The sequence below is a fragment of the Ensifer sp. VA4 genome, assembly GCF_055710065.1.
This window is the reverse complement of record NZ_JBVQPO010000010.1, coordinates 261845-276262: the sequence shown is the minus strand read 5'-3', so window position 1 is coordinate 276262 and position 14418 is coordinate 261845. Positions and strand designations below refer to the sequence as shown.

The following is a 14418-nucleotide window of genomic DNA, read 5'->3' as shown; positions in this document are numbered from 1 at the left end:
ACCTCCTGCAGCGCTGATGAAAACGAAAAGCGCGGAACCATACTGACGCGCGGATCGCGGCGCGCTTGAAACGCGTGCACGCAATTCATTCTCATATTCACCAGATCGTCTGCAGGAGCGGCGTATGATTGCCCCGACCGCGGCGGCATTCTTGCACGCTTTTCATGTATTTTGAATGATCCGTATGAGGGCGCGCCCTCTTTCCGCGCTATAGCTGAGATCGATCGACCGCCACGCTGACGGCCCGGTTCTTTTTCCTGAAACGCGCCGGTGTTTCTCCCGTCTGGCTGGTGAAAACCCGGGTCATGTGGCTCTGGTCGGCAAAACCGCAGTGGATCGCGATTTCGGCAAGAGGGATGTCCTGAAGCAGACACTCCTTGACCCGTGCAATCCGGTACTCGGTCAGCCACCTGGAAGGCGTGCGCCCGAAGCTCTCCTTGAAAGCCTTGTTGAAATAGCTGCGCGAGAGCTCGCACTGAGCCGCGAGATCGCCGATTGAAAACGCCTTGTTGAAGTGTGCGACCAGAAACTCCGTTGCCTGCCTCTCCTGCCAGGGCGCCAGCGTGCCTTTCTTGTCGACAGGGAAATGCAAGCCGCCATAGGTCTGGCTGAGATGAGCCAGTGCCGCGAGGTTGATCTGTTCGACGAAAAGCAGATTGGCCCGGTCCGGCTCGTCGAGCGAAGGCAGCAGTGCCTGGGCAAGGCCGAACATCACCGGATCGACCCGTCCCTGCACCGGCGAGAGCGACACATACTCGCCGCGCCCCGCCCTTTCGGTGAAGGTCCGCATGCAGGAAAAGGGGATGTGGAAGCGGACATTGTCGAAGGGAGACAGGTGATGGCACTGCCATTGATCCCGAAGGTCGGTGATCGCGAGCGATGCCTTTGAGTGCCCGCCTTCGTAGACGAGCTCGCCACGGCGCCACAGCCGATGCGCCTCGAAATCGCGCATCTGGACGATGACGTTGAAGGCGTCGGCGACGGGGATCATCGGCCCGAGCTCCAGATCGAAACGATCCGAGAAGGTTCTCGTCACGGTGATCTCGCCCGCGCTGATCTTTTTGACAGTGGGGCGCGACGTGCGATCGCCGGCGCTCAATCCCTCATGCAAGGCCATCGGTCACGCTCTCCCGATTTCCAGCTCGGCCGTCCGCTTCAGCGGCCGGGCAGATGCTACACCGGTTGGCCACCACATGACAGCGGCAATTCCCGCGGCGCTTCTCAGAGCTTCATGGGTCAACGTCGTGTCCCCTCACTGCAGCCAGCGCGCACGCCAGGCAGCGGGCGTAACCCCTGTCACCTCGCGAAAGGCTTCGATGAAACGCGTCTCGTCGGCATAGCCGCAACTGGCAGCGACTTTGGCGCACGACCAGCCCTCCTCGATCAGGTAGCGTTTCGCTCGACCGATCCTGTAGCGTATCAACCACTCTTCCGGCGTTTGTCCGGTCACGGCCACGAAGGCTGCGGCAAAGTCGCCCTGCGACAGGTTCGCGGCCGCCGCCGCCGCCGCCATCGAAAAGTCCTTGGCCCAATGGTCGATCATGAAATCCTTGGCCGCCTTCTCCTGCCATACGGACAGATCCGGGCCGCCGGATAGAGTGGCGCGATCCGGATAGGAGTGCAGGAGATGTGCGCAAATGGCGACGGCAATATGCCGCAGCACCGGACCAGGTTCGTTCTCACTCTCCGCAAGCAGCGGCAGCAGGGCCAAGGCAAGATTGTGCATGACGTCGTCGATCTCGCCGCGGCGGCACCGCAGACCAGTGGCGGCGGGAGCGTGCGAGAACTCCGAGACTTCGCGCAACAAGGCCCGCGGCAGATGAAAGGCGACTGAATCGAGATCGCTGACAAGTCGGATGCTGGCGCCCTGAACGAGATCGACGAGACAGATCGATCCTTGCCGGTAACGGCGAATTTCACTGTCGCTTGCGCCCGCAACCACGTCGCAATGCATGACGTCCTTGAAATAGAACATCAGGAAATAGGCGTCGTCCGCGGGAAGGGAGACGACACGGCTCAATGCTCCATTGAGCCGGCACTTGAGACGCGTGACCGAAAACCGAGCGTCGCGGACGGGCCGAACCATGAGCGACCGCGCCTTCGGCTCGCCGAAATGCGCTCCAATGCCATTCGGATCTGTCATAACCTGCCGTCCACCCTCGCCTCCTGGCGATGGAGTTCATTCCTCGCGTGGAACCGGCCCCAATGCTTGATCGACCCGATGGCGAACGCACAGGGGATCATCTCGCGATTGCCGTCCATGTCAGGGAAAAGATGCGGGGGCCTGCCGCCAATTTCTTGTATCCTTTGCTCACATTTAGCCCCAAACGACTCCGTTTTGAGGGAAAATCCGTTCGACATGAACCGATCGGGCTAGGGCGAATCGACATTCACTGGAGCCAACTCATTGCGGCGACGAGATAGAGGAAGCCTTGGAAGTGAATGGTTCTACGGTCGTAGCGCGTGGCGAAGCGACGAAAGTGCTTCATCCGATTGAAGCATCGCTCGATGCGGTTGCGATGTTTGTAGACGAGTTCGTCGTGGGGGATGATGACCTTGCGCGAGCGGTTTGACGGGATTACCGCCACGGCTCCCATGTCGGCGATCGTCTCACGCAAGGCATGGCTGTCATAGGCTTTGTCAGCCAGAACGGCATCGCCGCTCTGGCCATCCAGAAGAGCCGGCGCTTGCGTGATGTCGCCAACTTGGCCAGCCGTCACAATGAAACGTAGCGGCCGACCAAGCGTGTCGGCCAACATGTGGATCTTGGTGGTCAGTCCGCCTCGGGAACGCCCCAGCGCCTGATCCTTGCCCCCCCTTTTCCGGATGCCGCCTGCTGATGGGCACGAACGATGGTGCTGTCGATCATTAGATACTGGTTGTCACGGTCAGCCGTCAGCGTCTCGAACACCCGCTCCCATATGCCGGCATGACACCAGCGGCTAAAGCGCTTATGCACCGTCTTCCATTTGCCATAACGCTCCGGCAGATCGCGCCAATGGGCGCCGGAACGCAGCACCCAAAGACAGCCATTGATAAACAAGCGGTTGTCCGAGCCGGTGCGCCCGGGATCACCAGCCTTACCAGGCAACAAAGATGCAATCCTGACCCACTGAGCATCGCTCAGTTCATACCGCTTCGCCGCCATGCAAAAGACCCTCGTTCAACACGGTCTCCTATGAATCAGCGATCAACTGATTTGGGAATCCTGAATGTCGATTGGACCTAGCCGTCCTCTAGGCGGGGCAAACCGTCCTCAAGGCGGCGTAAGCCAGTCAGATCAGTCTAGCCGCACCATGGCTTCGAGCCGGGCGACGAGGTTTGCCCGGTCGAGAGTGAAGTTGCGCTCGATCCAGAGGTTTTCGAGTTCGCCGAGGATTTCCCCCACTTTTGGGCCGGCCGGCACGCCGGCCTTCAGCACGTCACCGCCATTCAAAGGAAAGCTCGGCCGCTTCCAGGCTTCGGCACGCGCCAGCAGCCGGCGCAGCGCCGCGGTTTCGGACAACAGCGCCGGGTCGCCTTCCGACTTGCGCCGCGCGGTTGCCAACGCCAGCCGCAGTCTTACGACAATCCCCTCGGCGCCATGACGATAGAGCAGCCGGTCGAGGGCCGTATCGGAGGTCGTCGCCGGGACCGCCGGCGCCTTGGCCCAGCGGCCGAAATAGGCGGCCTCGATCTTCGACAGACGCAGACGCTCCGCCATCGCCTCCAGCCGCTCCTCGTCCGGCGGCACGATTGCGGCCAGGCGCAGGAGCGGGCTCGGTGTCCAGCCAAAGGCCCGCTCGGCGGCAACGATGTCCGGGATCGCGTCGATGCCCCATTTCTCCGTTTCCGGCAGAATCTCGGTCAGCACGCCGGCCTGGCGCATCCAGAGCAGCGCGCGGCCGGGATCGGCGGCGGAAAGCAATTTCTTCGTTTCGGCCCAGACCCGTTCGGCCGAAAGCGTTGCAAGCTTCGAATGCGCCCTCGCGCAGGCGCGCAAGCCATCGGCATCCGGCCGGCCGCTGCCGTAATGGGCGAAGAACCGGAAGAATCGCAGGATGCGCAGATAATCCTCGGCGACCCGCTCGGAAGCATCGCCGATGAAACGTACCGTGCCCGTCTTGATATCCGCCAGCCCACCGACGTCATCGAACACCTCGCCGCGATCGTTCGCATAGAGTGCGTTGATGGTGAAATCCCGCCGCTCTGCGTCCGCCTTCCAGTCGGTGCCGAAGGCGACTTCCGCGCGGCGCCCATCGGTCGCAACGTCGCGGCGGAGCGTCGTGACTTCAAAGGGCGTTCCATCGATGACGAGCGTCACCGTGCCATGATCGATGCCGGTCGGCACCACCTTTATGCCTGCCGCCTTCGCCCGCTCGGACACGTCTTCCGGACTCCAGGTGGTCGCCATATCGATGTCGCCGGCCGGCAGGCCCATCAGACTGTTGCGCACGGCGCCGCCGACGACCCGGACCTCGCCGCCCTCGACGTTCAGGACCTCGAAGACGCGGCGGAGAGAGGGCGATGAGAACCAGCCTTCGCCGGCAACGGAAGTCATGCGTAAAGCCTTTCATAGAGCATGCGGAGAATGCCGGCGGTAATACCCCAGATGTTGTAGTCGCCATAGGGCATTCGATAGAAATGCCGTTCCTCGCCCTGCCAATGCCCGCGCCCGCGGGCGTGATTGCTCGGGTTCATCAGGAAGGACAGCGGCACCTCGAAGACGCTTTCGACTTCGTCCGGATTGGCTGTCAGTTCGAAGCCGGGTTTCACCACCGCCAACACCGGGGTAATGCGAAAGCCGGACATGGCCATGTAATGCGGCAGCCGGCCGATGGTTTCGACGAAGCGCGGATCGAGACCGATCTCCTCCTGCGCTTCGCGCAGCGCCGCCACCTCGACGGACCGGTCCTCGGGATCGACAGCGCCGCCGGGGAAAGCCACCTGGCCGGAATGCTTGCGAAGGCTGGTGGTACGCTGGGTCAGGATGACGCTCGCATCGTCGCCATCGTCGACAACCGGCACGAGGACGGCGGCGTCCTTCAGATGCAGCGTCTCCAGATAAGGCACCATGCCGGGATTGAGCAGGAAGTCGCCATGGTCGCGCCAGGCGGTTTCCACCGGCCCGCCCATCTGGGTCAGCGCGCGTCGACGGAACTCGTCAGCGGAGAAGAGACGCCGGTTCATCGGGAAAGCGCTTCCAGCTCGGCCGCCGGCATGATCGGGAAGACGGCGCCGGCGGAGCGCACGCAGAACATCTCGGCGCCGTCGACTTCAAGCGTCTCGCCGAGTTCGACGATGTCATACATCACCGGCCGGGAGACCAGCGCCTCCAGGCGCCCGCGCACATGCAGATATGGCTTCAACTCCCGGTTCTCGCCGTGGATGACGAAGCGCAGCGGATGCTCCGGCCCGGCTTCGACCACGTCGCCGACATTGGTGCGGAAGGTCAGAACTTGGCCCGCCTCTCCATGCGTGACGCTCATCTCGACAGCGACGAAGGGGGCATCGACGATGCGGATGCCGACCTTTTCCACAGGTGTCACGAGATAGGTGCGCCCGTCCTCGTCCTTGCGCAGAACGGTGGAGAACAGTCTGACCAGGGGCTGCCGGCCGATCGGCGTGCCCAGATAGAACCAGGTGCCGTCGGCGCGAATCTCCATGTCGATGTCGCCGCAGAACGGCGGATTCCAACGATCCACCGGCGGCAGGCCGCGCGCCTTTTCGCCGGTCTGCCCGGCGGCACGCGCAATCAGTGCCGCCAGTCCGGCGGCATCGCCGGTTTGCTGAATTTCGGCTTCTGCCATTGTTCCGTCCCGTTTGACCCCGATTTTTGCATCGAGACCTTTGATATCTCACGAGATAGTGCGTCGGCGCCGACTTGTCAGCCGTCCGGCAGGGTCTAAATTGGAATTTGGCAACTGAAATCCCGGCTGCTGCATAATTCCGTAAATCGGAATCGATTTAAGGACAAAATTATGCAGCAGCTCAAAATGTTACAGCGACCTTTGCGCGTCTTATAAAGACGCGCGGCGCTGTAGGCGATTCGGTTTAACAACGGGCGACCGGGGAGTACGACCATGACTGTGATGAAAGGCGCGGCCGACGCGATCGACGAGAAGGCGATTGTCGCCGCAGCCGAAAGCGCACTCGGAGAAATCGCCCGGGTGCGTGCGGAAGTCGGCAAGGTCATCTTCGGCCAGGAAAGCGTCGTCGAGCAGACCCTGCTCGCCGTTCTCTCCGGCGGCCATGCCCTGCTCGTCGGCGTTCCCGGTCTTGCCAAGACGAAGCTCGTCGCCACGCTCGGCACGGTGCTCGGCCTTGATTCCAGCCGCGTGCAGTTCACGCCCGACCTGATGCCTTCCGACATCCTCGGCTCCGAAGTGATGGACCAGGATGCGGCCGGCCATCGCTCGTTCCGCTTCATTCCCGGCCCGATCTTCACGCAGTTGCTGATGGCCGACGAGATCAACCGCGCCTCGCCGCGGACGCAATCGGCACTGCTGCAGGCAATGCAGGAGTACCACATCACCGTTGCAGGCGCGCGCAAGGACCTGCCCCAGCCCTTCCACGTGCTCGCCACCCAGAACCCCCTGGAGCAGGAAGGTACCTATCCCCTGCCCGAGGCGCAGCTCGACCGCTTCCTGATGCAGGTGGACGTCGGCTATCCGGAGCTTTCCGCCGAGCGGCAGATCCTGCTCGAGACCACCGGCGTCGGCGAAGCGGCCGCCCACCCGGTCATCGACGCCGCGCGGCTTCAGCAGATCCAGGGCCTCATCCGCCAGATGCCGGTCGGCGAAAAGGTGGTCGATGCGATCCTGTCGCTGGTGCGCTCTGCCCGTCCGGGCAACGGCAACGCCGCGACCGACAAGAACGTCGCCTGGGGCCCCGGCCCGCGCGCCGGCCAGGCGCTGATGCTGTGCGCCCGCGCTCGCGCGCTCTATGACGGCCGCCTGGCGCCGTCGATCGACGACATCCTGGCGCTCGCCGAACCCGTGCTTCAGCACCGCATGGCGCTGACCTTCGCCGCCCGCGCCGAAGGCATGACCGTGCGCGCCGTCATCGCCGACCTGGTGAAACAGGCCAGGGGCTGAGGCATGGCCACCGTCGGGCATATAGTCTCGCGTACTCCCGCTGGTGAAGTGCTTTCGCGCGCCCAACAGCGCGCCATGCTCGTTCCCGATTGCCTGGTCGAAGCGCGGCGGATCGCCAATACGGTGATTTCCGGCTGGCATGGCCGGCGCAAGCGCGGCATCGGCGAGAACTTCTGGCAGTTCCGGCCTTATAGCGACGGCGAGAGCATGGCGCGTATCGACTGGCGCCGCTCGGCCCGCGACGACCACACCTATGTCCGCGACCGCGAATGGGAAGCCGCGCATACCATATGGCTGTGGGCGGATCTTTCCCCGTCGATGATGTACAAGTCGAATCTCGGCGCCGTCTCCAAGGAAAGCCGCGCGCTCGTGCTGATGCTGGCGCTCGCGGAAATCCTCGCGCGCTCCGGCGAACGCATCGGTTGCCCCGGCATCATGGAACCGATCTCGGCGCGCAACGCCGCCGAACGGCTGGCGACCGCGATCATGCTGAGCCCGCTGGCCGAAGGCCTCCCCGATACCGGGATGATCCGCAATGCCAGCGATCTCGTGCTGATCGGCGATTTTCTCGATCCGGCGGAAAAGATCATGGATCGCCTCGGCCCGCTGGCACGGCGCGGGCTGCGCGGCCATGTGGTCGAGATCGCCGACCCGGCCGAAGAGGTATTCCCCTATAGCGGCCGCACCGAATTCACCGACCCGGAGACCGGCGAGAAACTGACGGCTGGCCGTGCCGAAGCGCTACGCGAGGATTATCAGCGCGCCTATGTCAGCCGCCGCGACGGCCTGGGCGCGACGCTCCGCCATCTCGGCTGGACCTTCATCCCGCACAGAACCGACCGGCCCGCATCGGAGGCGCTCGTCGCCGTGCACACCTACCTCTCCGGCATGCCGGGACGCGCGACACATGGGGGCCAGCTATGAGCGGCTTGCCCTTCCTGTTCACCAACCCCGCCATCCTCGCCGCCCTGGTCGCCCTACCCGTCATATGGTGGCTGCTGCGCATGACGCCGCCAAGGCCCGCGGCCGAAGTCTTCCCGCCGCTGCGCATCCTGGCCTCCGTGATGAAGCGCGAGGAAACCCCGGCGCAAAGCCCCTGGTGGCTGACGCTGCTGCGCATGCTGATGGCCGCCGCGGTGATCCTGGCGATCGCCGACCCGGTGTTCAACCCGCGACAGAACACGCTTTCCTCCGCTGGCCCGCTCGCGCTCGTCATCGACAACAGCTGGGCGACGGTCTCCGATTGGGATCGGCGGGTCGAGACCGCCAATGCGCTCATCGACGATGCGGAAGCGAAGGATCTGCCGGTTTCGATCGTCTTCACGACCGACCGGCAGCACGACGCGACTCCGGCCTCGGCCACCACTGCGCGCGATCGTCTCGCCGCGGCGCAGCCGCAACCGCTGCCGGCCATGCGCGACCCCGCGCTCGCTGTCATGAAAGCCGCCCTTTCGAGCTCGCCGCCTGGCACGCTTGCCTTCCTCAGTGACGGGATCGAGACCGGGGACGGCCAGACGATGCGGCAAGTGGCGGAGATCGGCGCGGCCAACGTTCGCCGGATCGAGGGCAATGCGGAAAGCGCCATCGCGCTGACGTCCACGACCAACGAAAACGAAGGCATGCGGGTCACGGCATCGCGGCTGCCGCTTGGCGAGCCACGGGCCTATTACGTCTTTGCCCGTGACGCGCGCGGCACCGCCATTGCCGAAGGCGAACTCCGCTTCGGTGCAGGCGCCACGACGGCGAACGCTCTTCTGAGGGCGCCCTTCGAGCTGCGCAACGACTTCGCACGCCTGACGATCGAGGGCCAGGCGACGGCGGGCGGCATCCACCTGCTCGACGACGGCAATCGCCGCCGTCGCGTGGCGTTGCTGAGCGGCGAGGTTCACCAGTCGCAGCCGCTGCTCTCGCCGCTCTACTACATCAAGCGGGCGCTCGAACCGCATGCCGACCTGGTCGAGCCGCGAGAGGAAGCGATCGGCAAGGCGATTGCCGAACTTCTCGCTCAAAATCCCTCGATCCTTGTCGTGGCCGACGTCGGCCGGCTACCGGACGAAAGCTATCCGCTGGTGACGCGCTGGCTGGAGAACGGCGGCATGCTCGTTCGCTTTGCCGGCCCGAGACTGGCCGGTGCGCCTGCCGATGACCCGCTGGTCCCCGTCGTGCTGAGGCAAGGCGAACGCTCCCTCGATGGCGCGCTCTCCTGGTCAGAGCCGCAGCCGCTTGCCGACTACCCGTCTTCCAGCCCCTTTGCCGGTCTCGAGCATCCGCGCGATGTGCTTGTCAAACGCCAGGTGCTGGCACAGCCGACACCAGACCTCGCCGAACGGACCTGGGCCAACCTCGCCGATGGCACGCCGCTGGTCACGACAGCCGAACGCGGACGCGGCCGCATCGTGCTCTTCCACGTGAGCGCAGACCCGGGCTGGTCGAACCTGCCGATTTCAGGCTCCTTCGTCGACATGCTGCGGCGGTCCATCCAGCTTTCCCGTGCCGGCGGCATCGCCGGCGACCAGACGAGCAAGGCCGAGACCCTGCCGCCCTATCGCCTGGTAAACGCCCGGGGCGAACTGACCGCCGAGACCGGCAGTGCCCGGCCGCTGGAGATCGCCCCCGGCATTGCCCCGACCGTTTCCGCAGACACACCGCCCGGCCTCTACGGCTCGGAAGAGGGCTTCGTTGCCAACAATCTTCTTCCCGACGGCGGCAGCCTCGCTCCGATCAGAGGCAACCTCGTCAGCGAACGCGCGGAGGGGCTGGAAGGCGCGCGCCCCTTCTCTATCCGCCCGTATCTCTTCGGGCTGGCGCTGATGCTCTTCCTCATCGACACGCTGATCGTGCTTTACATGGCCGGCGGCCTTGCGGGATTGCGCGGCCGCGGAAGCCGTGGCGCCGCCACCGCAGCGGTGCTCGCCACGCTCGGACTCGCAACGCTTGGCTTTGCGGGGCTGGCGCCCACCATCGCGCAGGCGCAGGATAACCAGCCGAGCGACGAGCAGACATTGCAGCGCCTCGACACGACCCACCTCGCCTATGTCATCACCGGCGAGGCCGAGGTCGACCGACTGTCGGAACAGGGCCTCGTCGGCCTGAGCAACTACCTGACCTATCGCACGGCTCTCGAACCGGGCGCGCCTGTCGGCGTCGACCTCGAACAGGACGAGCTGGCCTTCTACCCGATCATCTACTGGCCGGTATCCGCCACGGCGCCGATGCCGAGCAGCCGAGTGATGAGCCGGATCGACGCCTATATGCGCAACGGCGGGACCGTTCTCTTCGACACGCGCGACCAGTTCTCCTCGCTCACGCCGTCGGCGGCGGGCGACAGCCCCAATGTGCAGCGCCTGCAGGAGATGCTGAACGGTCTCGACATTCCGCCGCTGGAACCGGTGCCCACCGACCACGTCCTGACGAAGGCCTTCTACCTGCTTTCGAATTTTCCCGGCCGCTACACCGAGAGCCAGTTGTGGGTGGAATCCGCGCCCAACGGCGCCGAGGAACAGAGCAACCGACCGGTGCGCGGCGGTGACGGCGTCACGCCGATCATGATCACCGGCAACGATTTCGCCGGCGCCTGGGCCGTGGACGCCAACGGCGCGCCGCTTCTGCCGACGGTTCCGCCGGACGAAATGCAGCGCGAATATGCCTATCGGGCAGGCGTCAACATCATGATGTATATGCTGACCGGCAACTACAAGTCCGATCAGGTTCATGTGCCGGACCTCCTCCAGAGGCTTGGGCAGTGAGGGCCGATCGATGACCTATGGTTTTGCTCCGTTGCTTCCGCTGATGTTCTTCGTGCCGCTTCTGGTCGTCGCGGCCCTGTTCATCGGCTATGGCCTGTGGCGAAAGATACGCGGCGTCTGGCTGCGCGCCCTCGCCTTGGCCGCGCTCGCCCTGGCGATCGCCAACCCTTCCATCTTCGTCGAGCTGCGTGATCCGCTATCGACGATCGTCGCTGTTGTCGTCGACCGCAGCCAGAGCCAGCAAAATGGCGACCGCACCGCGCAGACCGATCGCGCGGTCGAAGGCCTGAAGGCGCGGCTGGCGGCGATACCGCTGATCGAGCCCCGCATCGTCGAGGCCAAGTCCGATCCGGCGAGCGTCTCGCCGGCGACCAATCTCTTCTCCTCCCTTGCGACCGCGCTCGCCGACGTTCCGCCGGCGCGCATCGGCGGCGCCATCTTCGTGACCGACGGCCAGATCCACGACGTGCCCGACGTCGGCCGCAAGCTGGGTTTCGACGCCCCGATTCACGGCCTGATCACCGGCAAGCCTGATGAATTCGACCGGCGCGTCGAGCTCATCAACCCGCCGCGCTTCGGCATCGTCGGCGAAGAGCAGAAGCTTTCGTTCCGGGTCGTCGACGACGGCGCCGCACCCGGCGGGACGGCGGAAGTGAGTATCCGCCTCAACGGCAATGAAATCGCCCGGGAAAGGGCCGAGCCGGGCACCGACGTTCCCTTCAGCTTCAAAGTGCCGCGCGGCGGCAACAACGTGCTTGAATTTGCGGTGGACGCGGTTCCCGGCGAAGTGACCACGGCCAACAACCGCGCGGTGCACGTGCTCGATGGCATTCGCGAAAACCTTCGCGTGCTGCTTGTTTCCGGCGAACCGCATGCCGGTGAGCGCGCCTGGCGCAACCTGCTGAAATCCGACGCGGCGGTCGATCTGGTGCACTTCACCATTCTGCGTCCGCAGGAAAAGCAGGACGGCACGCCAATCAACGAGCTGTCGCTGATCGCCTTCCCGACGCGCGAGCTGTTCGTCGACAAGATCAACGAGTTCGACCTGATCATCCTCGACCGCTATCAGCATCGCGGCCTGCTGCCGATCCTCTACTACGACAACATCGCGCAATATGTGGAGAACGGCGGCGCGCTTCTGATTGCCGCCGGACCTGAACATGCCGGCGACGATTCGATCGCCGCAACACCGCTCTCGGCCGTGCTTCCGGCCGCGCCCACGGGCGTCATGAACGACAAGGCCTTCTTCCCCCGCCTGTCGGAGGAAGGGAAGAAACATCCGGTCACCCGCGGCCTCGAAGGCTCCGACAGCGAGCCGCCGCACTGGGGCCGCTGGTTCCGCACGGTCGATGTCAACAGGCCGCAGGGCAATACGGTAATGGAAGCGGCCGACGGCAAGCCGCTGCTCGTGCTCAACCGCGTCGGCAAGGGCCGCGTCGCCATGCTGCTCTCCGACCAGGGCTGGCTCTGGGCCCGCGGCTTCGAAGGCGGCGGCCCGCACGTCTCGCTCTATCGCCGCACCGCCCATTGGCTGATGCAGGAGCCGTCGCTCGAGGAAGAAGCCTTGACGGCACGCGCCCGGGGCCGGACGCTGGAAATCACCCGCCAGACGATCGATGGCGATCCCGGTCCCGTTTCTCTCGTTTCCCCGTCGGGCAAAAAGCAGGACGTGAAGCTGACCGAGCGTCAGCCGGGCCTCTATTCGGCAGAACTCGCCACGACCGAGACCGGCCTGTTCGAGATGACCAATGGCGAACTCACGGCCCTTGCCCATGTCGGCGATCCCAATGCGCCGGAGTTCAAGGCGGCGATTTCGACCGAGGACAAGCTGCGCCCCTGGGCGGAGAAGACCAAGGGGCTGGTGCGGCGTCTCGCAAGCGCCGATGGCCCGCTTGACCTGCCGACGGTGCTGCCGGTCAGGGGCTCGATAAGGTCGGCAGACGATCAGCGCCTCTCCATCCGCATGACCGACGAAACCGTATTGAAGGGCATCAATTCGCTGCCGCTGTTCACCGGGCTTCTCGGGCTTGCGGCCCTGCTCTTCCTGATCTCCGCCACCTGGTATCGCGAGGGACGATGACCGATCGGACCATTGTCGTCAGCGACCTTCGCGACGCACCGCATTTCTTCGGTACGGTGGCCGACCGTATCTGGCGCTCCTGGTGGGAGCCTCGGGGCTTCCCGCTGAGCCATATCACCGGCCTGCTCGAGGAGAGCCTCGCCGATGGCGCAGAATCCCTTTGCCTGGTGGCGCACGCCGGAGATCGCTTCGTCGGCACCGCCTCGGTGATTGCCTCGGACCTTGAGGAGCGGCCGAACCTCACCCCTTGGGTGGCGGCCGTCTGGGTCGACCCGCCGTTCCGTGGGCTCGGCATCGGCGGCGATATCGTGCTGAAAGCCGCCTGTGCGGCGCTCGATACCGGGGCCGGCGCCGTTCATCTCTGCGCCCTTCCCGGCAAGCGGGCCTTCTACGAGCGCCTCGGTTGGCGACTCGATGAGAAGGACGTAGGCGCGGATCGCCTCGACGTCTTCAGCATGCACCGCACATAAGAGGTCTGCGATGTTCGAGGTAACGGAAGCGCCCTCGCCCGAGGCGCTGGAAACGATCGGCAATGGCCTGACGGCCTTCAATGCCGCCGATGTCGGCCCGTCGGAGCGGCGACCGCTCGCCGTTCTGATCGGCGGTCCCGATGCGAAAGGGCAACGCGGTGGCTTGAGCGGTTACACCGGCTGGGGTTGGCTCTTCGTGCAGTGGCTGTGGCTGCCGGAGGATCTGCGCGGCCAAGGCCTCGCCGGCAAGCTGCTCCAGGCCGCGGAGGACGAGGCTCGAAGCCGCGGCTGCCACAGTGCCTGGATCGATACCTTCAATCCGCAAGCCCGGCGCGCTTACGAACGCCAAGGTTACCACGCCTTCGGTGAACTGCCTGACTTCCCCATCGGCCGCACCCGGGTTTTCCTGAAGAAATCGCTCGCCGCCGGATAGCGTCAGCGTCAGACCGCAAGCGGCAGATCGAGCGCCACGGCCGGCACAACCGCATCGTCCCGCCAGCCGATGACGCCAGCAAGGCCGGCATGCACGTCGTCTGCCATCGGCACGACGAGCACCCGCGCGGGATCGACCGGTCCCGGAAACTCGAGCGCGCCATAACGGACCTTTTCGAAGCCGAGCGGCTGGTAATACGGCGGATCACCGACGAGGATCACCGCCTGCGACCCCTTCCGCCGTGCCGCTTCGACGGCGATGCGCACCAGTTCCCGGCCGATGCCCTGGTTCTTGTGCGATGGCCGCACCGCGAGCGGCCCGAGCAGATGACCTTTGACCGAACCGGCCATGACCGGCGTCATCCTGACCGAGGCGATCGTCTCGCCGTTGTCGGCGCAGATGAAGGACAGCGCCCGATCATGCGGTCCCTGCTCGCGAATCCGTGCGGCCGCCCGGGCGAACCGGCCGGGGCCGAAGGCTTCTTCGTTGATGATTTCGATGGCTGCGTCATGAGACGCGTCTTCGGTCAGGTAGACGAGATCGTGCTTTTTCATGGGAACGGGAACCAGCATGCGGACAGACATAGGGATGGCTTCGCCCGAAATAGGGCGTT

General features: G+C 64.9%; 12 protein-coding genes and 1 pseudogene. 6 read left to right on the top strand and 7 right to left on the bottom strand.

The window, feature by feature from the left end; translation table 11 throughout:
* Positions 1-208: 208 nt before the first annotated feature.
* The 6 genes and pseudogenes from AC0C6X_RS19390 to AC0C6X_RS19365 all read right to left on the bottom strand — a co-directional run bounded on the left by AC0C6X_RS19390 (position 209) and on the right by AC0C6X_RS19365 (position 5789).
* Complete coding sequence (locus tag AC0C6X_RS19390; RefSeq protein ID WP_173518868.1) at positions 209-1117, bottom strand: helix-turn-helix domain-containing protein; 909 nt, start codon at positions 1115-1117, stop codon at positions 209-211.
* Between the two features lie 135 nt (positions 1118-1252).
* Positions 1253-2143, bottom strand: coding sequence for a helix-turn-helix domain-containing protein (locus AC0C6X_RS19385; RefSeq protein WP_173518869.1), 891 nt, complete (start codon positions 2141-2143; stop codon positions 1253-1255).
* A gap of 247 nt (positions 2144-2390) precedes the next feature.
* Positions 2391-3148: pseudogene (locus AC0C6X_RS19380) on the bottom strand (IS5 family transposase).
* 132 nt (positions 3149-3280) lie between these two features.
* Positions 3281-4540, bottom strand: coding sequence for a CCA tRNA nucleotidyltransferase (locus tag AC0C6X_RS19375; protein ID WP_472954683.1), 1260 nt, complete (start codon positions 4538-4540; stop codon positions 3281-3283).
* Positions 4537-5169: a CoA pyrophosphatase gene (locus AC0C6X_RS19370; protein ID WP_173517406.1), complete on the bottom strand. Its 633-nt coding sequence runs from the start codon at positions 5167-5169 to the stop codon at positions 4537-4539. Before AC0C6X_RS19370 ends, AC0C6X_RS19375 begins: the two co-directional genes overlap by 4 nt.
* Positions 5166-5789 carry a DUF1285 domain-containing protein gene (locus AC0C6X_RS19365; protein ID WP_173517407.1) on the bottom strand — a complete coding sequence of 208 codons (624 nt, stop codon included), beginning with the start codon at positions 5787-5789 and terminating at the stop codon, positions 5166-5168. Before AC0C6X_RS19365 ends, AC0C6X_RS19370 begins: the two co-directional genes overlap by 4 nt.
* A gap of 273 nt (positions 5790-6062) precedes the next feature.
* On the opposite strand from AC0C6X_RS19365, the gene AC0C6X_RS19360 reads away from it, so the two are divergent.
* Genes AC0C6X_RS19360 through AC0C6X_RS19335 form a run of 6 tightly spaced genes read left to right on the top strand, consistent with a single transcriptional unit; the run spans position 6063 to position 13805 of the window.
* On the top strand, positions 6063-7076 hold the full coding sequence (locus tag AC0C6X_RS19360; RefSeq protein ID WP_472954680.1) for an AAA family ATPase: 1014 nt from the start codon (positions 6063-6065) through the stop codon (positions 7074-7076).
* A gap of 3 nt (positions 7077-7079) precedes the next feature.
* On the top strand, positions 7080-8000 hold the full coding sequence (locus tag AC0C6X_RS19355; RefSeq protein WP_472954678.1) for a DUF58 domain-containing protein: 921 nt from the start codon (positions 7080-7082) through the stop codon (positions 7998-8000).
* On the top strand, positions 7997-10822 hold the full coding sequence (locus AC0C6X_RS19350; RefSeq protein WP_472954676.1) for a DUF4159 domain-containing protein: 2826 nt from the start codon (positions 7997-7999) through the stop codon (positions 10820-10822). The genes AC0C6X_RS19355 and AC0C6X_RS19350 overlap by 4 nt, the downstream gene beginning before the upstream one ends.
* Positions 10823-10832: 10 nt before the next feature.
* The gene (locus AC0C6X_RS19345; RefSeq protein ID WP_472954673.1) at positions 10833-12902 is read left to right on the top strand and encodes a hypothetical protein; all 2070 of its coding nucleotides are present in this window, start codon (positions 10833-10835) and stop codon (positions 12900-12902) included.
* Complete coding sequence (locus AC0C6X_RS19340) at positions 12899-13372, top strand: GNAT family N-acetyltransferase (protein WP_472954671.1); 474 nt, start codon at positions 12899-12901, stop codon at positions 13370-13372. The genes AC0C6X_RS19345 and AC0C6X_RS19340 overlap by 4 nt, the downstream gene beginning before the upstream one ends.
* 10 nt (positions 13373-13382) lie before the next feature.
* Complete coding sequence (locus tag AC0C6X_RS19335; protein ID WP_472954668.1) at positions 13383-13805, top strand: GNAT family N-acetyltransferase; 423 nt, start codon at positions 13383-13385, stop codon at positions 13803-13805.
* Positions 13806-13813: 8 nt separating this feature from the next.
* Here AC0C6X_RS19335 and AC0C6X_RS19330 read toward each other — a convergent pair whose 3' ends face one another.
* Positions 13814-14359 (bottom strand): GNAT family N-acetyltransferase, encoded by a 546-nt coding sequence (locus AC0C6X_RS19330; RefSeq protein WP_247958530.1) that lies wholly within the window; start codon positions 14357-14359, stop codon positions 13814-13816.
* Positions 14360-14418: the final 59 nt, after the last annotated feature.